The following is a 22,448-nucleotide window of genomic DNA, read 5'->3' on the forward strand; positions in this document are numbered from 1 at the left end:
GGTTACCTCCGGGCCGGGGCGACGCGGGTACGGATGTGGTCGGGTGGCTCGCCGAGGGTGGCCACCGCTTCGGAGAGGCAGCGCCACAGCGCCCACGCCTCGTCGGGGGTCAGGTACATGCGGCGTCGGCCGCCGCCGACGGCGAGATAGACCGGGTACGCATCGGGCCGGGTGGGGTCGACGCGCACGGACACGGCCGTGCTGGTGGCGCCGTCGGTGCCGGGGGCGCGGAGCCGGTAGAAGGTTCGGCCGTCGGTCGGGGCGGTCACCGCGGCTCACCCCCGTCGGTGTCCCGGTCGAGGATGTTCAGCAGCGAGTCAGGCAGCAGTGGTCCGCGACGTTGCCGGGGCAGAGGCGGCCGGGCCGGTTCGGTGGCGGTTTCGCGGCCGACCTGGGCGAGGATGTCCGCCGCGTCGGCCGGCGCCGGATATTCGGCGGCCAGCTCGCGGATGTGGTCGTCGGAGATGTAGGAGAAGCGGACCCGGGCCGGTTCCGGGGTGCCGTCGAGGATCACGTAGCCGACGCCCTTGGCCCAGCGCGGCATCTGGTCGGCGAGGGCACCCCGGTTGCGGGCACCGTCGCCCAACACGAGGTCGACCTGAGCGGCCTCGGTCAGGCCGAGCGCGATCCGGGTCGGGAACAGGTCCCGGAACGGCAGGACCTCCTTGCGGGGGTCCTGCAACGCGGCCACCACCAGGACGCCGACGCCGGCACCCTGCGACAGCAGCAGCCCGATCGAGCCGGCGATGCGCTTGCGTAGGTCGACGTCCTGGAGGTACGCGGTCAGTGCCGCCATCTCGTCGATGACGACCACGACCAGGGGGTCAGCCAGGGTCGGAGTGTGGACTCGCACCGCGCCGGCAAGGCGGGTCTGGCGTTCCCGCATCACGGTGACGGCCTCGTCGAGCAGGTCGGCCATGGCCTCGAACGACTTGCAGGCGAACCGGGCGAACAGCGGCCGGCCCATGGCGAACTCCATGCCGCCCTTGGGGTCGATCACCCAGAGCCGGACCAGCCCGGAGGAGATCCCGCCGGCCAGGACGCGGACCAGCGACCACAGGACCGAGCCCTTCCCGGAGCGGGTGGCGCCGCCGATGAGGACGTGCGTGGCGAGCAGGTGCAGGCACCAGTGCCGCAGGTCTTCCCGTCGCGCCAGCGGTAGAGCGGTGAAGTCGGGCACCGAGGGGACGTCGAACGGGTCGACCAGGGTGCGCAGCGCATCCGTGCGGACCACCACCAGGTAGACCACCGACGGCCGGTCCCGGAACCGCAGCCGGTCCACCGCGCCCAGGACCAGCGCCCAGTAGCCCGAACGGATCGGCGGGTCATCGGGGCGCTCGGAGTAGACCCGGGCGTGCCGCCGGCCGAAGGCGTACGCGAGGTTCGCCGTTGCCTTCTGGAATTCCTCGGGTGTCTGACCGCGGACCATGCGGATGGTCAGCACGTCGAGCGCCTGGTCCGAGCGGACCCGCAGCAGCTCCGGCAGGACCGTGCGGTGGTCGTACACCTTGGCCAGCCCGCACAGCGTCATTGCCTCGCGCCAGGCCCGCCGGTAGACGAAGAGCTGACGGAAGCGGCCGAGGATGGGACCGGCGCACCAGGTCCACCAGGACGACTCGTGCCGCCACCGCCACAATGCCGACACGGCAGCGGCCAGGACCACGGGCACGATCACGCCGGCCCGACCGAACTCGCGGAAGAGGGTCACCCCGGCCATGACCAGGCCGACGGCGACCGGGTGACGAAGGCACCACCACAGGCCCCGCCACAGCCACCGCAGCACCAGGCCGACGGCGATCAGCCAGACCGGCAGCTCAAGCCGGCGCGGCCGGATCACCATCAGATCCCCGGCGGTGGTCATTACGACCTCGCCACGCGGCCGGCGCATCATCGCGTACCCGCCACTGTGGGCCGCCGCAGGACGGCAGGCATACGCTTGGACATGTCACTACCTCTCTCGAGAGAGCAGGGGAAAGAGACAGAGGGCGGGGCTGCCGTCCGCCAAGACCTGACAGCCCCGCCCCTACCAGATGCGGCTACTGCGCCGCCTTCGTCGCCACGCCCGCCGGGGCACGCATCCCGGTCGCCCGCAGCGAATACGCCATCCGACCGTTGTTGCCCACGTACGGCGTGACGGTCATACCGTCGAACTCCACCGCCTCGAACAGGCCACCCGTCGGCGGCACCGGCTGATAGTCCGCCGAGATCTTCACCGTCGTCTCCCGCGACCGCTTCCCCAGCTCCGGATCCAGGTCCATCACCCGGACCTGCCACACCCGCTGGCCGGTCAGCTTGTCTTTCGCCGGGCTACGCCGACCGGTCTTCTCGTCGTAGTCCTCGACCTCGCCCAGAGACTCGGGCACCAACGCGCACCCCGCCGGGAACACGTCCTCACACCGCACCGCGAACCTCGTGCCGCCTCGCAGAGCCATCGCTCAACCTCCACTTGTTAACTTGTCTGCCAAGTTGTAAGTCAACGTAGACGGCACTTGGCAGACAAGTCAACAACCACACGATGATTGATTGGCCGACCTTCAGAGGGCCGCGCGCCCTACCAGTTCGCCGACGTAGAAGCGTCGCTGAGCGCCACCCGCCGTACCGCGACCGCAGCTCTGAGAACCCTCATTTTCGGACCAGCCAGTTGGCTGCCCAGCCCAGGGGACGCCTGGTCACTGAAGGGGTCGCACGGCTCTGACAACGACCGTTTTCAGCCCCGAGCGGCGGGCCGACCTGAGGCAGGCTCAAACGATCAGCCTGAGGTTCGGCCGAGGGCAGGGGTAAACAGTGATGGCCCCTCCGGAGCGAGCGGAGGGGCCATCAACCCGCCGGCCGCCTGATCCATTGACACAGCCACGCGGGGGTCTTTGAGCAGCTCAGAGTGGTCTTGAACCTCCAAGCTTGCCTCTGCGAGTATTCCATACCGCGAATGTTGAGTCTAGATAGATTAGAACCACAACGTTCCGGACTTGCGACGAGAACAAGAGTCACGAAATCTGCCGGCGATCTGACTCTCCGACTCCTGTCGACCGAACCGCGTCCTCCGAATCTAAATGATCGAATCTTAACCCCGAAAGCAATCGCCTATGGCTAGTTCTGGGTCTACATCTGAATTCCATCACTATAATTCAGCCAAATTTAAATCTAATGCCGCAGGCCTCTCTCGCACACCTCTAGCGCCGTGAGCAGCGCAAACGTCGTTCGGACGATCCGCACAACGCCTTCAGTGAACGCGTTGGCGACGACTTAGGCCGTTCCCGACTGTCGCTTCGCGGACACTATCCACCCTCAAGGCCCGGGTTAGTCCTCAGTGGGCGAGACACTTTACGGGCAGCATGAATGTGGCTACTATGATCGGCAGCAGTGTCGTTCTTGAATGGGGTCGACGGGAGCGAGCCGTCATCCTCAGAACGTCTGCACATGGAGGTCAAGCCGGCCGCCTGATTCAACACCACTCAAGGAGAAGTTTTGTGGTTCAGTTCAATGTGTCCCTGCGGGCACCACAGGTTGTGGTGATCCAGATCCTCGTCACGATCCTGTTGATCATTGGGGTCGCGCCGCAACTGGTCTAGCGGGGATCCCAGCAGAGGGCGGAGCCTCCGGGGCTCCGCCCTCTGCTGATGGCCGAAAGGGATAAGCAGGACATACTCGGGGTACCAGGCCAGCATGGCAGCTGAGGAGCAGGCGAGTGCCGTTGACGAGGCCCATACCAGGCCAGACGGTTTGGACGACTCGACCGTTGAGGCACTGGGCGAGCTGAGTAAGGCCCTGGAGACGATCCACCGCGTGCGCGGACATCTCTACTCGGCGCATCAACTGGTCGGCGGCGCGGACCTGACTCTTGATCGGGTCGTCAAGCTCCTGCGCCACGCCGAACACGACGAGGTCGCTGATCGGGTCGAACACGAGCTGTTGGGGCGCAACGTACTACCCGGCCGGTGGACGTTCCAGATCGTGGAGGAGTTCGACGACGGCTACTACGCCGCGTTCCAGGAGATCGACCGGGACGCACGAGAGAAGCTGGCCGGCGGTCGCCGGCACATCTTCGAGGCGGAGATGAAGGAGCGGCGGCGTACCCATGGGATGCCGGGGCACGAGGCTACGCCGTAGCGCTACCAGCGAAGCCGTTCGGGAACATCGAGGCCAGGGCCTTGGCTCGGGCCTCGATGATCCTCATCCGTGCTTGGTACTCGGCCGGTTCCCGGTGCGCGGTCTGGCTGGTGACCTGGCCAGGCCACTTGCGGTAGAGCAGGCCGTACTCCCGGGTGAAGTAGCCCGCGCTGACCGCGTTGGCGGCTAGCAGGAGGCCGGTGTCCTCGGAGGCCGGCAGGGCCATCCAGCCGCCTAGGGCGAAGACGAGATCCCGCCGCAGGCACAGGGTCGCCGGGTGCACCGATGCCCGGTAGTCGTTGGCCTGCCAGAACGACAGAACCGAACCGCGGTCAATGACCCCGCCGGACGGGTCCTTGTCCCATCCGGCGGTCGACCCGTCGGGCAGCAGGTCGAGTACCCGCGAGGTGGTCCAGCCGATCTGCGGGTGCGCGTCGAACGCGGCGATGTCCCGAGCGAGCGCGCCAGGGGTCAACTGGTCGTCGGCGTCCAGCACCTTGATGAGTTGCCCGGAGACGCGGGAAAGAGCCAGGGTACGAGCAACACCAGGCCCGCCGGGACGGCCGGTGCCCAGACTGATCCGGGGATCGCCAGGCAGCGCGTCGACCAGGGCGCCGGTCTGCCCGTCCTCCTGGACCAACCACTCCCAGTCCCAGCCGGCCGGCATCTCCTGCTTGGCCAACGACTCGTAGGCGCCAGGCAGGTGCTCGATGCTGGGCGCGTGGACCGGGGTGATGACCGAGACGAGCTGCGTCAAGTTTTCCACCGCTGGAGTTTGTGGGAGTAGACAAGCTCGGTGCGGTCGCCCGGCATCACCACGTCGGCGACCTCGACGACGCGTCCCGTGGTGTCGATCGAGGTCTTCCGCACGGTAAGCACGGAGACCCCGGGGTCGATGTCCAGCAGCTCAGCCTCATCGGGCGACGGTGGGCGGGCCCGGATTTCGTCGTCGATCCGGTCCAGCTCGATGCCGAGCGTGTAGAGCTGATGTTGCGTGCCGCCCGGCCACGGTTCCTTGCCTGCGTCGAGCAGGTCCGGGTTCGCAGCCACCAGGTCGTACGGCAGGTAGGAGTAGGACACGGTCAAGGGCGCGTTCTCGTGCCGCGAGGACGTCCAGTAGACCCGGCGCAGCAGCGAAGTACCCAGCTCGACCTGTAATGCCGCTGCCATCTCCGCATCTGCCTCCACCCGGGAGTACTCGGCGTGGAACTTCAGGTCGTCGACGGTCAGGCCGGTGTCGTGCTCGGTGGCGCCAGTCTTCAGCCGCTCGTCCTCGTCGAGCAGGACGCGATCCTTCTCCCACTGGTACCGCTCGGTGTTGCGACGGCGTACCCGCTGACGAGGTGCCCGCACGTAGGTGCCGCGCCCCTGCTCCGCGCGAACCAGGCCCCATTCGCGGAGCTGCCGGATGGCGTTGCGGACGCTTGTGCGCGACAGGCCCGAGGTGTCTGCCAACTCAGTCTCGCTGGGCATCAGAGTGCCGGGGGCAAGCTCACCGCTCACGATCTTCGCCCGCAACTCCTCCGCGAGTTGCAGGTAGCGAGGGCGCCAGTCCCGGCCATGCACACCGGTCACCGTACCCCCTAGACGTTCCAACGTCTGCCAGGTGGTCCCGCCGGCCGGCCGCTCAGGAACCGGCGGTACGGCTACCGCTGGGCGCGGTGGCCGCGCGGAGCGCAGGCCAGGGGTACGAGGAACGGCTGAGTCCCGACGGGTGTTGGCGTTCACCCCATCTCTCCGGCCCGCTCGCCGCCATCTGCCGGTGTCAGCATCTCCAGCTGGGCGTAGACCAGCTCGTCAATGAGCCGGTCCACCTGAGCGGGCGACAGGAGCACGGTCTGCGTCGCGCCGTAACGGGTCGCGTCGAGCTTTACGGCCAGGTCCCGGCGAGCGAACCGGTCGACGACCAGTTGGACGGTGACCCATCCAGTCCGCTCCCGCCCAATGGTGGAGAGAAGCCCGCGGTGCATCGGGTCGTTCGGTCCGCAGCCTCGACACCAGACCGGGCACACGAACGGCGCGATCGACGACGGCGACCGGCCCTCTGGAATGGCGGCGCCCTCACTCATCGCCGGCCCCCTGCTGCCCGGTGGCCTGTGCCAGCGATCCGCGAAGGTGCTCTACCAGTTGGGCTGCCTGCGGCACGGACAACTCCGCCCAGGCGTTCCCGGCCCTGCACGTCACGTGAACACCGACCATGGGACTGCCCAGTGCGTCACTGATGAGGTACGTGACGACGAGTCCTCCCGACCGACTGTCGCCAGACCGCTGCATCGGGCCGCGATGACGGCGGGCCATGTGCGTCATCACGGGCGGCACCAGGTAACCGCAGCGATCCAGGGCGCACCAGTCCGGATGGCTCGTGACGGCGGCCGGCTTGTTCGTACGACTCATCGCGGCCACCGCCCGCCGTTGCCTCGGTGAAGCTGGGCCCGCGTCATCAAGGGCCCATACCGGAGCACCGGCAACTCATGGGTGGCGCCCGTCGACCACCGCGGGGAGAAGGTCGTAGAAGTCACGCGCTGACTCGACGGAACGTCGCTGTTGGCACCCCGGGCAGACGGGCGTCTCCGAGACCACCAGGACGAGAGCCAATGGTGCCGACGGTGAGAGCCGGACATCGCACCTCCACAGGTAGGCGGGGACCGGTGGCCAGCCACGGGGGAATGCAGCCGGCCACCGGCCCGAATGAAGGCACGGCGCACCGTCCGACGCCGGACGGGTCGGGTATCGCCGAGCCAACTTGTCCGCGCGGCTACCGCAACCGGTCCGACAGGACGCCGCGCATCAGGTGCGACCAGAGCCGGCGCGGGACCACCCCTGACACGAGCCGTCACCTCAGCCGCACAACAAGAAACGTATCTACAAGTGGATGAGTTGTCTAGACGTCGAAATAGGTCACTTGGTTGGCACTTGGTAAGACAAGTGCCAGGTACGGTGAGCAGGTGCCCACCCCGCACTACGGACAGCCCCGCTACCGCGCCATCGCTGATGAGCTAAGGGAGCGCATCGAGACCGGCGCAATCCCGCCGGGCGCCCTCTTGCCAACCGAGAGCACCCTCACCGCCGAATTCCGGGCAGCCCGCGGCACAGTCCGCCAGGCCATAGCTGCCTTGCGGGCCGATGGCTACGTCACCACCGAACACGGTCGCGGCACCCATGCAAGTCGCCGCTTACCGGCAGGCCAAGAAACCACAGCCGGTCCGTCCACGACCGCACAGCGGGAAGTCGCCGCAGACTCGGAGCTTGCAGCCCTCTTCGCTGTCGAGGTGGGTACGGCCCTAATCGAATGGCAGAGCATCGATCGATCACGTGGAACTGTCGAAGCAGTCGTCAGAACCTACAGGTTGCTTCGGCCGAGCCAGTAGCCCCTGTTCGCAACCTCGATACGTCCTCAAGGCGGCCCTGGAACGGGCCTCACGCGCCGCCGCCTGGGCGCGCGACGGCCGCTGCCGCTGTCGCTCTGCGGCTGTCGCGCCTATGCCCGGCGGCTGGCGCGGAGAGGGGGCCGGGAGGGCCACCGCAGACGACAGGCCATTGGTCGATGGGGCGGTGGGCCGGCAGCCAGCTGGGCGCGGCGATCGTCGCGCCATAGGGCGAGCCACCGCCGGCCATCGTGGGGATGCGGCGCGCAGTCTGCGGGGCCGCCCCTCCAAGGTCAAGGGCGCTTCACGTCGCTGAACAACAACCCTGCGGGCCGCCCCTGACCCAATCACCTCTGGGACCCATCGGGCCGGCGCTGCCGGCAGGCCAGGGGCCTGCCCAGGGTGCACAGGCTGTATCCCCACCCCGCCTCACGCAAGGCGGCCTTTGCCGACCCTGCTCGCGAGTCCGTCAACGCCTGCCTGACGCGCGAGCGGACCGCCGGCGACGCCGCTATGCAGGCGCCAACCTAAGGCCGCCCCGGCCGTTGGGCCTCGCGGTCACAAGACCCTGGAGCGGGCAACGAGGTCTCGCAGTCTGTCCGCGACCTGCTCCCTTAGGCGCAGAAAGCCCTCACCATTGGCCAGATAAGGCACAGACCGAATGGAACGCAGGTCAAAGGGAACATCTTCGACCGACTGGGTGATCTGGATGACATCACGCCCAAGGGTATGCGCAATCCCCGTCTCGTAGAAGACGTTGGCGTTCTTATTGGTGAAGTCGGAGATCACCGCCCGCGCGCGCCAGATGAGGCTGATGAGATCATCCATGATGTGGTCGTGAACCCAGATGTTATCGGCACGGTGGCACCGCAGACCAGCGTCCGCAGCAGCCGCATCTAACGCCTCGTATACAGGGTCGAACCGTGCGTCAAATGGCATCATTACGGCGACAAGGTCAGCCTCGCGCGGGGCCTCGATCGGGAGCCGGAACGCCCTAGGCGCAGGAGTGGCACCCGTAACTGTCTCGTTGAGAACGCGATAGAGGTCCACGTCCTTCACCGCCCAATGCGTCCGGACGAACTCCCAATCAGTAATCCCCAGGTGCTGCGCTGCTGCCTCAATCTGTGTGATCGCGATCTCCGGGACCGCGGGGTTGGGCACGAACCGAAACCGATAGTCGCTGCCAGACAACACGAGGTTTTCGATGCGTCCAACGCGAGCAATCTGTGGCTCACCGTCACCGAGTTCGGGCATTACCAAGGTCGGCAGGTTCACTAACCGTGACGGCTCTACGCGCCCACCCGGAGCAACGTAGGCGCGGATCGCCTCGTCGGTGTGCTCCACCACGCGGCCTCCGAAAGCCGTCCCGTCAGGGAAGCCCACAAGTAGGTTGTACATGGATGCCCTCTCACGTTCTGGGTGAACACAACCTACTGATCACTGCCCGGCAAAGGTGACACAGATCCGGCATGGTTGCGACTAAGCCGTCCATGAATGCGGCAGCAAGGCCCTCACCCCAGCCCAGAGGTGGCCGCAACACAGTCCGCCGGCTTCTTGACGACCGAGCCCTGGCCCGCTTCATGGAGCACGGTTCGACGGCAGACCGGCAGGTGGAGTGAGTGATCGAGGGCCCAAGCGCCTCACCTCTATGAGCGAATGCTTCCAGTGCCTACTTCATACGGCCGAACTCATCGTCCGGTTCCACCATCTTTCAATCCCGCCGCGCGTCGAATGGCCTGGACGAACGGGCCATCTTCTTTCTTAGTCTCTTTGTCAAGATCGTTGAAGGGGACTAGCGCAGCATGTTTCTCGTTCCTCATCGTTATCCAGACAGCCCAAGCGTCATGAACGTCGGCCGACGTAACGTCTGCACCCTTAGAACGCAGAAGGAGCGCGTAAATGAGGAACAGGCCGTCGGAATCCGACGGTATCAGGTCTTTGTCGGCAACCTGGGAACGAATCAGAGCCGCGTCAGCACTTAGATAGGATCTCATCCGTCAATTCTCCCGACTACAAAAAGCAGGTAAATGCAGGCAAATATCCACGGAACCGTTCGTTCAATTGCCCCTAATTCTGCGTATCGCGGTCGCCATTTCCTGATCGGGTCCTGCTTGAGGATTTCCCACTCCTCGGCGAATATTCGGATGGGGAGCCGATCCTCCATGGAGTTTATGACGGCGAATTTTGCCGTATTCAAATCCCGGTAGCTGCGCAGTTGAAGCCACCATGATGCTGACAGAATCATACCGGCGCCAGCGATGGCAACCACCACGAATAACGATGCCTTCTCAAGAGAGGGCATCGCGATGCCGAAAACTGCGACTAATGTTGTCTGCGCAGTCAGAAAAAAGGCGTTCGAGGTGGCTCGCCGTACCGACACGCGGTCCGCCATCTCAACTGCCATTTTGTAAAGATCCACGACGACCGGATCGGTTGGAGGTTGCAGCTCTGTCAACGGGCCCCACCGATAAGTGCCTTTAGGTTATCCCACGTCCAGGTATAGATTTTGTCGGTGGACTTGGCGCTCGCGGGCCTCTTGCCGTTGCCGCTTTTGTAGCCCTGCAGGAGAAAGTACGGAATGCCTTCAGCGCGCGCGATCTCGATCTCTTTCGAAACTCCCACGGCGAGGTCAGTGTAAAGGCCGCAGATGACCGGCACGACGTCGCTCGCGCGAATACGCGCCCTTGCCTTCTTTTGCCAATCCGACGAGGCGACCTTTATGGACCAGTCGTGGATCTCGAAGGGCGAGTCTGAATTCTTTGCTTGACCCACCAAGGCATCCTTGAGAAATTTGTCGTAATCGTAGTCGAAGCTAATGAAGGCGCGTTTTGCCATTTCCCCCCCAATCCGGGCCGTTCCCCGGCTAGGCCACACCTGTCCCCGGTGCGGCGCAAAGACACTACCGGATGTGCCGGGACTCTTGCGCGTCGATCTTTACGTTAGCTGGTCACTCGGCGTGTCGGCCATCCTAAGCCCGCCTGACTGGCGACCTCTTTCGCCCGTATGGCCAGGAGCGTGATCTCAAGCTGTGACCTATGGTCACCGTAGCCGTGTCTGATCTTCGTCCGGAGCTGTCGTAATTTGCTCACCCGCTCAGGGCGTCACCATCACCGCGAAATCTCATAAACGTATCTGCAGCTCGTTTGAGCATGTAGGCAGTGTCTTCAAGATGGCTCATTCGGTGCGACGCCTCGTTCAGGACGGTGGCAATGTCCGCCAAGTGCGCTATATCCTGCGCATCGACGCCCTTGCGTTCGTTTTCCAGAGAACGCTCGATGTCGCGCATTCTGGTAACTAGCTCGACGAGCATGTCGTCGGTCGACCGCTTTGGCCTTTCGAGTGAACCTTCTGCATTGTTTGCCGCTGCAATCTCTGGCTCAAGCTTCGGCCACATGGCCTCGAAAAGCATATCGACACTTTCTCGGGGCACGGGCTGCTTTGCTAGAGCGCTAAGATCTTGAACCAACCTGCGGATTCCCTCGCGGTCTAGAGTTCGTGCCTGGAAGGCTTGCAAAGGAGACGTGATTTCGGTTGGCGCAAGGTCTATGCACAGAGGAACGAGGCGAGCCGTCTTCAAGTGCTTTGCTAATGCTCCGGATTCGAACATGAGCCACGGCGCAGATTGATTCTTGCGCGTAACGCAGACGAGCCCGAAGTCGCTTTGCTCCAGCGCGTCGGCGAGCGAATCATTCCACCTGACGCCGCTTGCAATCTCTTGGTCGGACATCCATGGATCCGAATGCTGGACGACTACTCTAAGCCAATCGCGAATAGCCCTGGCGATTGAACGACTAGGTTCGCCGCTCCAAGAGATGAAGATCCTCAAGGTTCCGTTCCTTGCCTGTGGACGGACGTTCAGTGGCTCAGGATCACCCGCATCGCTCGGGGCGCTACTCGCACAGGAGGATTACTGAGCGATTCGTACAGCAGTGAAGTACAGCAACCGACCCGCGAGGAGCCAGACCGCGACAGTCGCCATCCTGCCTGTTGGCCGCGTTCGGCGCCAGGCTACGACCGCGCTGCCGGCATTTCATATCCAGGGGCCACGGAGCGAAGGTGCCGTCCGAGATCGAACGCCGCAACGGCCGGGTGCCCGAAGATGTCCATCTCACGGCGCTCCTCACGACGTCAGCAGCCCACTGCGACAGATCGATGTGAAGGCCTTCGGCGGGTCGGCTCGAAGCGCCCCGGTCCCGTTGGAGGATCGACAGGTTCGGGCGGCCGTCACGAGCCCGAGAACTTCTACCTCTACGTCATCGACGATGTCGCGCGAGCTGACGAGGGATTGATGCCAAGATGCTCGACCGCACGAAGCCGCAGATCACGTACTGGCCGACGTTGCGTGCTCAGGAGTACGACGACACCTACCAGCTCGGGTCGATCTACCAAACAAATGCGGAGCCAGCTGTGCCCACGATCCACGCTCACAAATCCGGCACAAACGGATACCAACACGGACTGACAACCGTTGTAAGGGCAGAACCGGCCCAGCCAGGCAGCCGATACGCCCGATTAAGTTGATCAGGAACAGGCCGGAGATGTTCAGGGTTCGAGTCCCTGGCGGCAAAGCCGTGCGGCATCCGGGGGGCCGAATGGTTTCATTGCCGATTTCCTCTGTTTTGGATCAAGGCGCCGCGCTTCGCGCGGCGCGGGCGGTGAGCCGGCCGGCGGCAAGCCGCCCCGGCCGCCTCCGGCGCCGGGGCGGAGAGCCACCGACTGCCGCCGGACCGCCGCCCCGAACTCCACTGATCCAGACGCAGCACGACCAAGGCCAGGCGGCACGGAAGCCGGCAGGTCGACCTGATCGAGGGCGAGGGCTTCCGACTGCCGCGCCAGTCCAACCCCGGGACTGGCTTGCCCCCGGGCTACCTAAGCAGCAGCTAAGCCCGCGGCAGCCTCAGCCAGTGCTCCAGGTGCGATCAAGCCAGGCCGGCAACTCCCGGAGCACGGGCGTTCGCAGCCCCCAGAGGAGCACTGAGAGGCAAGATCGACCTGCCCACCATCTGCCCACAACCAGTCGTCAACGGCTGGACCCAGCCGGACTCGGCCAGACAAACGACAACGGCCCCTGACCAGCATCTCTGCTGGTCAGGGGCCGTGTCCGCACCTGGTGGCGGGTAGAGGATTCGAACCTCTGAAGCTTTCGCGACGGATTTACAGTCCGCTCCCATTGGCCGCTCGGGCAACCCGCCAGGGCACCCCACCGCGTCGTAACGCGGCGGCGGAAGCAAGGATAGCGGCTCCCCCCGGTGCCTACGCAACCGGGTACGGTCAGGGGGTCGTGCCGCTGGTCGGCGGCCGACGGCAGGCCCAGACCGCCGGACAGCAGGAGCAGAAACATGGCAGCGAACCCGTCGTTCGACATCGTGAGCAAGGTTGACCGTCAGGAGGTCGACAACGCCCTCCGGCAGGCGGAGAAGGAGCTTGCGACGCGATTCGACTTCCGCGGCACCGGCGCTGAGATCTCCTGGTCAGGCGAGGAGGCGATCGGCCTTCAGGCGGAGACCGAGGAGCGCGTCCGCGCCGCACTGGACGTGTTCAAGGAGAAGCTCGTCAAGCGGAACATCTCGCTGAAGTCGCTGGATGCTGGGGAGCCGCGCCCGTCGGGCAAGATCTTCAAGATCGACTGCAAGGTGATCCAGGGCATCGAGACGGACAAGGCCAAGGCGATCAGCAAGAAGATTCGCGAAGAGGGCCCCAAGGGCGTGCAGGCGCAGATCCAGGGCGACCAGCTGCGGGTTACCGGCAAGAAGAGGGACGACCTCCAGGCGGTCATCTCGCTGCTCAAGGGCGAGGACTTCGGCGTCGCCCTCCAGTTCAACAACTACCGCTGACGGCTGTCTCCAGCGATCCGGTCCACCGGGCGCAGCGCGACGGGCTGAGATCGACTCGGGTTCCTGAAAGTCGGGGCATCCGGGCGACCGGGACACCGCGACATTCAGAAACCCGAGTCGATCAAGAACACCAACCACGGCACGGCGGTCAGACGGGGACGGGGTGTTCGGCGCGTACCGCAGTGGTTTCCGCACGGGCGATGGGCCCGGCGGGTAGTGCGGCGACCGCGGCCCCGACGGCGACCGCCGCCCCGGCGAACAGGAACGCCCAGCGGACGCCGCCGGCGTGGTCCACGATCACGCCGGCCACCGAGCCGCCGGCGGCGCTCGACGCCACAGCGACGGTGACCACCCAGGTGTACGCCTCGTTCAACATGCCGGTTGGGGCGATCCGGCCGACCAGGGTGTTCTCCAGGGTCAGCGCGGGCGCGATGGTGGCCCCGCCGACGACCAGCGCGACACCCAGCGCGAGCGGGGTGGGCATCACCGCGAACACGGCGAAGGTGGCGGCCAGCGCAGCGAGCAGCAGGGCGAACTGTCGGGTCATGTTCGGTGCTGGCTTGCGGACGCCGAACAAAAGCCCACCGATGGCACTGCCGACCCCCCAGACCGCGAGCAGGACGCCGGCGAGGCTTTCCGGGTCGCCGGTGGCGTGGTCGCTCGCGAATGCCGGCACGATCACACCGGCGGCCCCGAATGCGATGCCCAGGCCGGCGACGCAGATCAGCAGGGCTGGGAAGCCGGGGACCCGTAGTGGGCCGAGCCCGCGGGCGTGGTGTTCCTGCGGGTGCGGACGCCAGCCGCGCATGACCCGGCCGAGGGCCACGGCGGTGGTGCCGACCAGGGTGACCACGGCCGCACCGATCAGCGCGGCCGCCGCGTCGGCGACGAGGACGAACCCGGCGACGAGCAGTGGGCCGAGGACGAAGACGATTTCGAACAGTGTGGTCTCGGCGGCCAGCGCGGTGTTGCGGAGGTGGTATCGGCCGGAGTTGGGGCCGGTCAGGTCGTTCCAGGCGCCTCGGATGGCGGCGCTGAGCGGCGGGTAGGTGGCGCCGGCCACGCCTGCGGTGAGGTAGATGACGGGGAGCGCGTCGTCGCCGGAGCGGCTGGCCAGCAGCAGCCCGATGAGCGCCAGCGGGTGGGCCACGGCGGTGAGCAGCAGGACGGGGCTGGGGCCGACCCGGTCGGCGATCCGTCCGGCCACCGGGCTGAGCGCGGCCCCGGCGAGGGCGTAGATGCCGCCGGCGATGGCGGCCAGCGAGTAGCGCCCGGTCACCTGTTCGACGACCAGGAGCAGCGCCAGCGGGGTCATGCCGATTCCGAGCCGCCCGATGATGCCGGTGATCAGCAGCATGGGCGCGCCGGGGATCCGCCAGACACCCAGGTACTGACGCAGCGCGGTCACCGTGAACCTCCCGAGGATGTAATGAGCGTGAGCCGTTATGACCCTAACGCCGCCGCCTGGCAGCAGGACAGCGGAATAGCCTCCGACACAGCGATCCGCCCGTACCCGGCGCGGCCGGGTACGGGCGGAGGCGGTGGATCAGCGGGTCACCGCTGGAACTGCACCGGCCCCGAGTTGCGGGCCATCTGCTCCAGCCGGGCGACGCGGTCCTCCATCTTCGGGTGGGTGGAGAAGAGCGCTGCCATGCCGCCGCCCCGGAAGGGGTTGGCGATCATGAGGTGGGCGGTGCTGGTGAGCTGGCCCTGGGCCGGCAACGGCCGGCGTCGGGCCACCGCGTCGATCTTGCGGAGCGCGCTGGCCAGGGCCAGCGGGTCGCGGCTCAGCTCGGCGCCGGAGGCGTCCGCCTGGAACTCGCGGCTCCGGCTGATCGCCAACTGGATCACCGTGGCCGCGATCGGGCCCAGGATCAGGGTGAGCAGCAGCACAGCCGGGTTGGGTCGGTCCTCGTCGTCCCCGCCGCCCAGCGGGATGAAGAAGGCGAGGTTCGCCAGCAGGGTGATGATGCTGGCCAGGCCGGCCGCCACGCTGGAGATCAGGATGTCCCGGTTGTAGACGTGGGACAGCTCGTGCCCGATCACGCCGCGCAGTTCACGGTAGTCGAGGATCTCGGTGATGCCCTGCGTGACGCAGACGGCCGCGTGCTGCGGGTTGCGACCGGTGGCGAACGCGTTGGGCTGCGAGGTGGGGCTGACGTAGAGCCGAGGCATCGGCTGCCGGGCGTCGGTGGCCAACTCCCGGACCATCCGGTACAGCTCGGGGAACTGCGCCTCGGTGACCGGTTGCGCCCCCATCGAGCGTAGTGCGAGCTTGTCGGAGTAGAAGTAGGTGACGCCGTTCATGACCAGAGACACGAGGACGGCGATGACCAGGCCGCCGCTGCCGCCGAACCAGTAGCCCACCGCCAGGATCAGGGCGCTGAGCAGGCCGAGCAGCGCTGCGGTCTTCAGACGGTTGTGGTGCACGATGTCTCCTTCGGTGCACGGATCGCCGGGATCCGCTGACCGGTGTAACAACCCGGTACCCACCAACCATCCGTCTCAACGCTGAGAGTTGACTGAGACGGGGCCCAGGTGGGTCAGCGGCCGGCCAGGTCAAGCACCAGCTGCGGGGCGAGGCCGAGCACCACGGCGGCCACCGTCGCCACCGCCAGCACCACCGCCACCACACCCACCACGGGTACGCCCGACGCCCCGCCACCGGCGAGCGCCGCGGCCGGGCCGGGCGTCGCGGGCGGCGCCCAGAGCGCGGCGGTCACCCGCAGGTAGTAGGCGAGCCCGATCACGGCGTTCAGCGCCACCACCAGCGCCAGCCAGGCCGCGCCACCGTCCAGGAGCGCCCGGACCACTGTCACCTTCGCGAACAGGCCGGCCAGCCCCGGCGGCAGACCAGCCAGACCCACCAACGCGAGACCGAACGCCGCAGCTCGCCACGGATGCCGCCGGGCTGCCCCGCGCAGGTCGTCCAGCGTGCCGCCGTCCGCACCCACCGGCCGCAGTGCTGTCACTCCGGCGAACGCGGCCAGCTCCAACACCACGAAGAACACGGCGTACGCGATGGCGGCCGCGTACGCGGCGGAGCGTGCCTCGTCCGTGCGTCCGGCGGCCAGCGCCAACGCTCCCAGCGGGGCGAGGATGTACCCGGCCTGCGCGACGGACGACCAGGCGAGCAGCCGGACGGTCCGCCGCTGACGCAGGGCGACCAGGTTGCCGACGGTCATGGTGAGCACGGCGAGCACGGCGAGCACCGGACCGGTCTGGTCCGCCGGCAGCGCCCGTTGCACCACGGCGAGCAGGGCGACCAGGCCGCCCAGCTTCGACGCGGTGGACAGGTACGCGGCCACCGGCAGCGGCGCGCCGTCGTAGGTGGCCGGCGCCCAGGCGTGGAACGGCACCGCCGCCACCTTGAAGGCCAGGCCGACCAGCAGCACCGCAACCGCGGCGGTGGTCAACGGCAGGTCCCGCAGCTCCGGCTGCTCGGCGAGCAACGCGCCGAGCCGGTCCAGGTGCAGCCCACCGGTCACCGCGTACAGCAGCGCCGCGCCGAGCAGGGTCAGCGTGGTCGCCACCACGCTGACCACGAAGAAGGTCACCGCCGCCTCGGCGCTCGCGAGGCTCCCCCGGCGCAGGCCGACCAGCACGTACAGCGGCAGGGTCAGCGTCTCCAGGGCGACGATCAGCGTGATCAGGTCGCCGGCCGCGCCGAGCACCACGCCGCCGGTCATCGAGCAGGCCAGCAGGAAGGCGTACTCCCCGACGGGTGACCGCCCGGCCCGCAGCGCGGGCACCGACAGCCCGAGCACGCCCACTGTGAGCAGCGCGATCACCACGGCGACCACTGCCGCGCGGCCGCCGAAGATCCAGGAGCAGTCGGTGCCCACGCAGAACGTCCGCCGCTCGGCACCCGCCCCGACCAGCGCGGAGCCGACGGCGGTGCCGAGCGCGCCGAGCGCGGCCACGGCGATGGTGGCCCGTGGCCGGGCCACGAGCAGATCGGTGATGAGCACGAGCACGGCCGTGCCGGCGGCCAGGTAGGCCGGCAGCAGCGCGACGCTGTCCACGCTCTGCACGACGTTCATCTGAGCCTGCCTTCGTTCGCGACTGCGGGGCTCCGCTTCGCTGCACTCCTCGCGCTCACCGGGAAACCACACCGATCAGGGCGTCGACGGGGGCCTCGGCGACGCCGAGGACCAGCGTCGGCGCCAGCCCGATGGCCAACGCGAGCAGCACGAGCGGCACCCAGGCGGTCAACTCCGCACCGGCCAGGCCGGGGCCGACCCGACCGACGGCGGGGCTCGGCCGATTGTGGGTGACCTGGCGCAGCAACCGCAGGAAGTACGCGGCGGTGAGCGCCCCACCGACCGCCGCCAGCACCCCGAGGGTGGTCCAGAGCGGGCCGCCCACCTGCACGGCGGCGATCACCGCGAACGCCTCGCCCCAGAAGCCGGCAAGCCCGGGCAGGCCCAGCGACGCGATCGCCGCGAACGCGAGCAGACCCGCCAACCGGGGCGCGGTCTCCCGCAGCCCGGACAGCTCATTGAGGGTGCCCGTGCCGGTACGGTCCTTCACCGCCCCGGCCAGGAAGAACAGCAGGCCGGTGATCACCCCGTGGGCGACGTTGCCGATCAACGCCGCCTGGATGCCGGTGGCGGTCAGCGTGGCGACGCCCAGCAGCACGAAGCCCATGTGCCCCACGCTGGAGTACGCGATGAGCCGCTTCACGTCCGACTGGGCCAGGCAGACCAGCGAACCGATCAGGATCGCGGCGACGGCGAGCACGCCGAGCACCGGCGCCGCCCAACGGGCGCCCTCCGGCGCCACTCCCACCGCGACCCTTATCAGGCCGTACGTGCCCATCTTGAGCAGCACACCGGCCAACACGACACTGCCCACGGTGGGTGCCTGGGTGTGCGCGTCGGGCAGCCAGGAGTGCAACGGCCACAGCGGGCTCTTCACCGCGAACGCCAACGCGAGCAGCGTGAACGCGGCCAACTGGGTGCCCCGGGACATCCCCGCGCCACCGGTCAACGTCACCAGGTCGGCGGTGCCGGCGGCGGCGACCACGACGTAGACGCCGACCAGCAGCAGCACCGAGCCGAACAGCGTGTAGAGGGCGAACTTCCGGGCCGCCCGACGCCGGTCCGCGCCACCCCAGCCGGCGATGATCGCGTACATCGGCAGCAGGACGACCTCGAAGAAGAGGAAGAACAACACCAGGTCCAGGGCGAGGAAGGTGCCCAGGATGCCCACCTCGACCACCAGCAGCAGCGCGACAAGCGCCCGGCCGCTGCCGCCGTCCGGAACCCGCCACATCGTGTACGCGCAGCAGAGCAACGTGAGCAGCGCGGTCAACACCACCAGCGGCCAGGAGATGCCGTCGACGCCGAGGTGGAAGCGCAACTCCAGACCGGGCACCCAGGGCAGGTCCAGTTGGTGCCACGGGCGCACTGCCGGCGCGTCCGCCGACCAGGCGACCCAGCCGCGACCGCCGAACACCAGCGGCACCGCGGCCAGCAGGGTCAACGCCGCCGCGACAGTGCCGACCAGCCGGGCCGCCCGGTCCCGGGGCGTCGCCGCCACCGCTACCGCACCCAACGCCGGCACCGCCAGCACCGCTACCAGCAACCCCTGCCCGAACGTCATTGGACCGCCTCTGTTCGCGGCTGCGGGGTTCGCAAACCCGGCTCAATCCTCGCGCTCACTGGATGCCTCCGATTAGGGCGGCGGCCAGGCCGATCAGCAGCGCGCCGGCCAGCACGCCGGCGGCGGCCCGGGGCAGCGCCGCGCGGTGCAGCACGGCCAGCCCTGCGCCCAGACCGGACGCGGCTCGCCCGCTGCCCTCGACCGCGCCGTCCACCACCACCTCGTCACTCGTGCGCGCGGCGCGGGCCAGCGCGCGGACGGGGCGTACCACGAGGGTGCGCTGGACGTCGTCGAGCCGGAACGCGCGGGCGAAGACCGGCCGCAGCGGACCCAGCGCTCCGGCCGGGTCGGCGGCCTTGTCGCGCCGCCAGCCCAGCGTCACCAGCGCGGCGCCGAGCAGCAGGAACGCGAGCGGCAGCAGCACCCCCGGCCCCAGGTGGACCAGGCCGTCCTCGGAGCCCGCCACCGGGACGGTGGGGAACCGCAGGCGGTCGGCGAACGCCCCGACGAACCCGGCCAGACCGAGCAGCGCGGCCGGCACGGCCAGCAGCAGCACCGGCCAGCGCAGCACGGCCGGCGGATCGTGCGGCTGGACCAGGGGCAGGCGCGGGGTGCCGAAGAAGGCGCGCAGCAGCAGCCGACCTGCGTACCAGGCGGTGATCGCCACGCCGACCAGCCCGGCGATCCAGACGATCCAGCCCACCCAGGACGGGGCCGGGCCGGTGCCCTCCAGCGCGGCCGACTCGGCGACCGTCAGTACGCCGTCCTTGCTCCAGAAACCGGCCAACGGCGGCACCCCGGCCAGCGCGCCCAGGCCCACCACAGTGCACCAGAACGTCACCGGCATGCTGCGCCGCAACCCGCCCATCTCCGACATGAGGGTGGTGCCGACGGCGTGGATCACCGCGCCGGCGGCGAGGAACAGCAACGCCTTGAAGGCGGCATGGGTGAGCAGGTGGAACAGTGCGGCCGACGGTGAACCGACCGCCAGCGCGCCGGTCATGTAACCCAGTTGGGACACTGTCGACCAGGCCAGCACGCGTTTGATGTCGTCCTGGGCGGTGGCGGCGAGCGCGCCGAGCAGCAGCGTGATCGCGCCGAGCACGCCCAGCACGGTCAGCGTCACCGGCGCGGCGGTGAAAAGCGGGTAGAGCCGGGCCACCGCGTACACCCCGGCGGCGACCATCGTCGCGGCGTGGATCAGCGCGGAGATCGGGGTCGGACCGGCCATCGCGTCCGGCAGCCAGGTGTGCAGCGGGAACTGCGCGCTCTTGCCGGCCACACCGGCGAGCAGCAGCAGGCCCGCAGCGGTCAACGTCGCGCCGGAGTGGTCGTGGGCGAGCACGTCGGCGATCCGGAAGCTGCCCGTCGACACGCCCAGCAGCGCGATGCCGAGCAGGAACCCGACGTCACCGACCCGGGTCACCAGGAACGCCTTCATGGCGGCGGCGGGGGCGCCGGCCAGTCGACGGTCGTGGGCGATCAGGAGGTACGAGCAGAGGCCCATCACCTCCCAGCCGACCAACAGCATGATCAGGTCACCGGCGACCACCACCAGCAGCATGGCACCGGTGAAGAGGCTGATCTGGGCGGCGTAGGGCGGGTAGCGGTGGTCCACGTCGACGTCGTCGTGCGGGCCGCGCCGCAGGTAGCCGATCGAATAGACCTGCACGGCCAGGGCGACAGCGGTGACCGCCACCGCGACCAGCGCTGCGGCACCGTCCAGCCGTACGCCGAGGGTCACCGCCAGCCCGCCGAAGTCCACCCAGGTGGCCGACGTCTCCGTCGGCCCGTCGACAGTGAGCAGCAGCGCGACGGCCAGCGCCAGCGCGCCGGCCGCACCGGCGACGCCGAGCGTCACGGCGGCCGTCCGGGCCCGGTCGCCGCCGGTCGCGCCGTCGCGCCGAGGGGCCGGCGGCAGCAGCAGACCGAGCAGCCCGGCGACCAGCGGTACGGCGGGCAGCAGCGCCCCGAGCAGCCCGGTCACCGGCCCGCCTCCGAATCCTCGACGGCCGGCTCGCGCCCACCGACGGGGTCCGGCGACTCGGTCAGCGGCACGTCATCCACCGCGACGGTCGCCCGCAGCCGGTAGAGCTGAAGGACGATCGCCAGCCCCACCCCGATCTCGGCGGCGGCGAGGACGATGACGAACAGCGCGAAGACCTGCCCCGAGTGCGGGAGCACGGCGCGGGCGGTGGTGTCAGCGGTGACCAGGATCAGGTTGACCGCGTTGAGCATCAACTCGACCGACATCAGCACCAGCACCGCGTTGCGGCGGCGCAGTACGCCGTACACGCCGAGGCCGAACAGCAGCGCGGCGGTGACGTACGGGATGACCGGCCTCACCGGCGCCCCCCGGGCTCGCTGTCGACCAGGTCGCCTGCCGTGCTGTCGCGTTGCGGGGCGGCTCGGCCGATGTCCGGGCGGGACAGCACGATCGCGCCCACCAGCGCGGAGAGCAGCAGCACCGAGAGCACCTCGAACGGCAGCACCCAGGATTGGAAGATCTGCTCGCCCAGCCGTTCGGCGGTGCCGGCGCTGGGCAGCGTCACGGTGCTCCAGCGGTACGCGTCGACCAGCAGGGCGGTCAGCCCCAGCCCGGCGCCGCCACCGATCAGCGCGGCCGGCCAGCCGGGCCGGTCCAGGTCGTCGGAGGCGCCGATCGGGGCCCGGGTCAGCATCACCGCGAACAGCAGCAGGACCACCACCGCGCCTACGTAGATCAGCACCTGCACCCAGGCCACCAGCTCGGCGCTGAGCACCAGGAAGTCACCGGCCAACGCGCCCAGGCACACCACCAGGTAGAGCCCGGCCCGGACCAGGTGTTTCGTGGTCACCACCAGCACGCCGGCACCGACCGCCACCGCGCCGAGGGCGAGCAGCAGCACGTCCGCCCCGGTCACCGGGGCGCCCTTCCCGCTCGGGCGCTCACGACGCCGGGTCCTGGTCGGCGTCGGGGCGTACCGCTGGCGGAGCGGGACGTGCGGCGGCCGCCTTGCGCGCGGCGGAGGTCTCCTCCTTGGCCGGCTCGCCGTTCGGGTCGTGCGCGGGCGGCGGCGGAACGGTGGCCATCCACTGACCGAGGTGGTCCTTGTCGTGCAGCAGGTCCTTGATGTCGTACTCGGCGTACTCGAACTCCGGCGACCAGTAGAGCGCGTCGAACGGGCAGACCTCGATGCAGATGCCGCAGTACATGCAGAGCGAGAAGTCGATGTCGAACTTGTCGAGCACGTTGCGCTGGCGGGGGCGGGCGGCGCCGGGCACCACCACCTCCTCCTTGTGCGAGTCGATGTAGATGCACCAGTCCGGACACTCGCGGGCGCAGAGCATGCAGACCGTGCAGTTCTCCTCGGACAGGGCGATCACGCCGCGCGAGCGGGGCGGCAGGTCGGGGGCCGTGTCCGGGTACTGCTGGGTGGTCGAACGGCTGGTCATCGTCTTGAGGGTGACCGCCAGCCCTTTCACCAGGCCCGCGCCGGGAAGGCCGCGTCCGCTGGTGTCACCGCGCTCGCCGGGGTCGCTCATGTCGACCATC

Annotated in this window: 22 protein-coding genes and 1 tRNA gene; 3 read left to right on the top strand and 20 right to left on the bottom strand. The window is 68.4% G+C overall.

What is annotated here, in order from left to right:
- Nucleotides 1-2 precede the first annotated feature (2 nt).
- The 3 genes from MED15_RS09930 to MED15_RS09940 all read right to left on the bottom strand — a co-directional run bounded on the left by MED15_RS09930 (nucleotide 3) and on the right by MED15_RS09940 (nucleotide 2,432).
- The gene (locus MED15_RS09930; RefSeq protein WP_112735395.1) at nucleotides 3-269 is read right to left on the bottom strand and encodes a hypothetical protein; all 267 of its coding nucleotides are present in this window, start codon (nucleotides 267-269) and stop codon (nucleotides 3-5) included.
- Nucleotides 266-1,861 carry an FtsK/SpoIIIE domain-containing protein gene (locus MED15_RS09935; RefSeq protein WP_112735397.1) on the bottom strand — a complete coding sequence of 532 codons (1,596 nt, stop codon included), beginning with the start codon at nucleotides 1,859-1,861 and terminating at the stop codon, nucleotides 266-268. The genes MED15_RS09930 and MED15_RS09935 overlap by 4 nt, the downstream gene beginning before the upstream one ends.
- A 175-nt stretch (nucleotides 1,862-2,036) precedes the next feature.
- Nucleotides 2,037-2,432 carry a transcriptional regulator gene (locus MED15_RS09940; protein WP_091402451.1) on the bottom strand — a complete coding sequence of 132 codons (396 nt, stop codon included), beginning with the start codon at nucleotides 2,430-2,432 and terminating at the stop codon, nucleotides 2,037-2,039.
- A gap of 1,231 nt (nucleotides 2,433-3,663) precedes the next feature.
- On the opposite strand from MED15_RS09940, the gene MED15_RS09945 reads away from it, so the two are divergent.
- Nucleotides 3,664-4,107 (top strand): hypothetical protein, encoded by a 444-nt coding sequence (locus tag MED15_RS09945; protein ID WP_112735399.1) that lies wholly within the window; start codon nucleotides 3,664-3,666, stop codon nucleotides 4,105-4,107.
- Here the strand turns inward: MED15_RS09945 and MED15_RS09950 are convergent.
- The 3 genes from MED15_RS09950 to MED15_RS09960 form a co-directional block, all read right to left on the bottom strand.
- Entirely contained in the window at nucleotides 4,097-4,873 is a 777-nt protein-coding gene (locus MED15_RS09950) for a glycosyltransferase family 2 protein (protein ID WP_244220427.1), read from the bottom strand. The genes MED15_RS09945 and MED15_RS09950 overlap by 11 nt on opposite strands.
- Nucleotides 4,861-5,682: a GntR family transcriptional regulator gene (locus tag MED15_RS09955; protein ID WP_112735403.1), complete on the bottom strand. Its 822-nt coding sequence runs from the start codon at nucleotides 5,680-5,682 to the stop codon at nucleotides 4,861-4,863. The genes MED15_RS09950 and MED15_RS09955 overlap by 13 nt, the downstream gene beginning before the upstream one ends.
- A 149-nt stretch (nucleotides 5,683-5,831) precedes the next feature.
- A complete protein-coding gene (locus MED15_RS09960; RefSeq protein ID WP_112735405.1) occupies nucleotides 5,832-6,077 on the bottom strand; it encodes a precorrin-4 C11-methyltransferase in 246 nt (81 codons plus the stop codon).
- 975 nt (nucleotides 6,078-7,052) lie between these two features.
- On the opposite strand from MED15_RS09960, the gene MED15_RS34800 reads away from it, so the two are divergent.
- A complete protein-coding gene (locus MED15_RS34800; RefSeq protein WP_167457632.1) occupies nucleotides 7,053-7,475 on the top strand; it encodes a GntR family transcriptional regulator in 423 nt (140 codons plus the stop codon).
- A 555-nt stretch (nucleotides 7,476-8,030) separates the two neighbouring features.
- On the opposite strand, the gene MED15_RS09975 is transcribed toward MED15_RS34800, so the two are convergent.
- The 6 genes from MED15_RS09975 to MED15_RS10000 all read right to left on the bottom strand — a co-directional run bounded on the left by MED15_RS09975 (nucleotide 8,031) and on the right by MED15_RS10000 (nucleotide 12,664).
- Nucleotides 8,031-8,819, bottom strand: coding sequence for a hypothetical protein (locus MED15_RS09975; RefSeq protein WP_146766706.1), 789 nt, complete (start codon nucleotides 8,817-8,819; stop codon nucleotides 8,031-8,033).
- 341 nt (nucleotides 8,820-9,160) lie between these two features.
- Nucleotides 9,161-9,466 carry a DUF7701 domain-containing protein gene (locus MED15_RS34805; RefSeq protein WP_112735411.1) on the bottom strand — a complete coding sequence of 102 codons (306 nt, stop codon included), beginning with the start codon at nucleotides 9,464-9,466 and terminating at the stop codon, nucleotides 9,161-9,163.
- Complete coding sequence (locus MED15_RS09985; RefSeq protein ID WP_208646610.1) at nucleotides 9,463-9,927, bottom strand: RipA family octameric membrane protein; 465 nt, start codon at nucleotides 9,925-9,927, stop codon at nucleotides 9,463-9,465. The genes MED15_RS34805 and MED15_RS09985 overlap by 4 nt, the downstream gene beginning before the upstream one ends.
- Nucleotides 9,924-10,307 (bottom strand): TIR domain-containing protein, encoded by a 384-nt coding sequence (locus MED15_RS09990; protein ID WP_112735415.1) that lies wholly within the window; start codon nucleotides 10,305-10,307, stop codon nucleotides 9,924-9,926. Before MED15_RS09990 ends, MED15_RS09985 begins: the two co-directional genes overlap by 4 nt.
- A 250-nt stretch (nucleotides 10,308-10,557) precedes the next feature.
- The gene (locus MED15_RS09995) at nucleotides 10,558-11,298 is read right to left on the bottom strand and encodes a TIR domain-containing protein (protein WP_167457633.1); all 741 of its coding nucleotides are present in this window, start codon (nucleotides 11,296-11,298) and stop codon (nucleotides 10,558-10,560) included.
- A gap of 1,282 nt (nucleotides 11,299-12,580) precedes the next feature.
- Nucleotides 12,581-12,664 (bottom strand) — tRNA-Tyr (locus tag MED15_RS10000).
- Between the two features lie 147 nt (nucleotides 12,665-12,811).
- Between MED15_RS10000 and MED15_RS10005 the strand changes: the two genes are divergently transcribed.
- On the top strand, nucleotides 12,812-13,306 hold the full coding sequence (locus MED15_RS10005) for a YajQ family cyclic di-GMP-binding protein (RefSeq protein ID WP_091402478.1): 495 nt from the start codon (nucleotides 12,812-12,814) through the stop codon (nucleotides 13,304-13,306).
- 148 nt (nucleotides 13,307-13,454) lie between these two features.
- Here the strand turns inward: MED15_RS10005 and MED15_RS10010 are convergent, their stop codons facing one another.
- The 8 genes from MED15_RS10010 to MED15_RS10045 all read right to left on the bottom strand — a co-directional run bounded on the left by MED15_RS10010 (nucleotide 13,455) and on the right by MED15_RS10045 (nucleotide 22,447).
- Nucleotides 13,455-14,714 carry an MFS transporter gene (locus MED15_RS10010; RefSeq protein ID WP_112735419.1) on the bottom strand — a complete coding sequence of 420 codons (1,260 nt, stop codon included), beginning with the start codon at nucleotides 14,712-14,714 and terminating at the stop codon, nucleotides 13,455-13,457.
- 146 nt (nucleotides 14,715-14,860) lie between these two features.
- Nucleotides 14,861-15,736: a zinc metalloprotease HtpX gene (gene htpX, locus MED15_RS10015; protein ID WP_112700485.1), complete on the bottom strand. Its 876-nt coding sequence runs from the start codon at nucleotides 15,734-15,736 to the stop codon at nucleotides 14,861-14,863.
- A 113-nt stretch (nucleotides 15,737-15,849) separates the two neighbouring features.
- Nucleotides 15,850-17,349 (bottom strand): NADH-quinone oxidoreductase subunit N, encoded by a 1,500-nt coding sequence (locus MED15_RS10020; RefSeq protein ID WP_112735421.1) that lies wholly within the window; start codon nucleotides 17,347-17,349, stop codon nucleotides 15,850-15,852.
- Between the two features lie 55 nt (nucleotides 17,350-17,404).
- Nucleotides 17,405-18,913 carry a complex I subunit 4 family protein gene (locus MED15_RS10025; protein WP_112605381.1) on the bottom strand — a complete coding sequence of 503 codons (1,509 nt, stop codon included), beginning with the start codon at nucleotides 18,911-18,913 and terminating at the stop codon, nucleotides 17,405-17,407.
- Between the two features lie 55 nt (nucleotides 18,914-18,968).
- Nucleotides 18,969-20,900: an NADH-quinone oxidoreductase subunit 5 family protein gene (locus MED15_RS10030; protein ID WP_112735423.1), complete on the bottom strand. Its 1,932-nt coding sequence runs from the start codon at nucleotides 20,898-20,900 to the stop codon at nucleotides 18,969-18,971.
- Nucleotides 20,897-21,259 (bottom strand): NADH-quinone oxidoreductase subunit NuoK, encoded by a 363-nt coding sequence (gene nuoK, locus MED15_RS10035; protein ID WP_112726548.1) that lies wholly within the window; start codon nucleotides 21,257-21,259, stop codon nucleotides 20,897-20,899. The genes MED15_RS10030 and nuoK overlap by 4 nt, the downstream gene beginning before the upstream one ends.
- The gene (locus MED15_RS10040; RefSeq protein WP_112584782.1) at nucleotides 21,256-21,816 is read right to left on the bottom strand and encodes an NADH-quinone oxidoreductase subunit J family protein; all 561 of its coding nucleotides are present in this window, start codon (nucleotides 21,814-21,816) and stop codon (nucleotides 21,256-21,258) included. The genes nuoK and MED15_RS10040 overlap by 4 nt, the downstream gene beginning before the upstream one ends.
- A 25-nt stretch (nucleotides 21,817-21,841) precedes the next feature.
- A complete protein-coding gene (locus MED15_RS10045) occupies nucleotides 21,842-22,447 on the bottom strand; it encodes a NuoI/complex I 23 kDa subunit family protein (protein WP_112584780.1) in 606 nt (201 codons plus the stop codon).
- Nucleotide 22,448: the final 1 nt, after the last annotated feature.

This window comes from Micromonospora noduli (assembly GCF_003264475.1).
GTDB lineage: Bacteria > Actinomycetota > Actinomycetes > Mycobacteriales > Micromonosporaceae > Micromonospora > Micromonospora noduli.

Coding starts and splice junctions, on each gene's coding strand:
- MED15_RS09940 (WP_091402451.1), bottom strand. CDS start 2,432: ATGGCTCTGCGAGGCGGCACGAGGTTCGCGGTGCGGTGTGAGGACGTG.
- MED15_RS09960 (WP_112735405.1), bottom strand. CDS start 6,077: ATGCACCGCGGGCTTCTCTCCACCATTGGGCGGGAGCGGACTGGATGG.
- MED15_RS10005 (WP_091402478.1), top strand. CDS start 12,812: ATGGCAGCGAACCCGTCGTTCGACATCGTGAGCAAGGTTGACCGTCAG.
- MED15_RS10045 (WP_112584780.1), bottom strand. CDS start 22,447: ATGGTCGACATGAGCGACCCCGGCGAGCGCGGTGACACCAGCGGACGC.
- MED15_RS09945 (WP_112735399.1), top strand. CDS start 3,664: ATGGCAGCTGAGGAGCAGGCGAGTGCCGTTGACGAGGCCCATACCAGG.
- MED15_RS10020 (WP_112735421.1), bottom strand. CDS start 17,349: ATGAACGTCGTGCAGAGCGTGGACAGCGTCGCGCTGCTGCCGGCCTAC.
- MED15_RS34805 (WP_112735411.1), bottom strand. CDS start 9,466: ATGAGATCCTATCTAAGTGCTGACGCGGCTCTGATTCGTTCCCAGGTT.
- MED15_RS09990 (WP_112735415.1), bottom strand. CDS start 10,307: ATGGCAAAACGCGCCTTCATTAGCTTCGACTACGATTACGACAAATTT.
- MED15_RS09935 (WP_112735397.1), bottom strand. CDS start 1,861: ATGACCACCGCCGGGGATCTGATGGTGATCCGGCCGCGCCGGCTTGAG.
- MED15_RS10025 (WP_112605381.1), bottom strand. CDS start 18,913: ATGACGTTCGGGCAGGGGTTGCTGGTAGCGGTGCTGGCGGTGCCGGCG.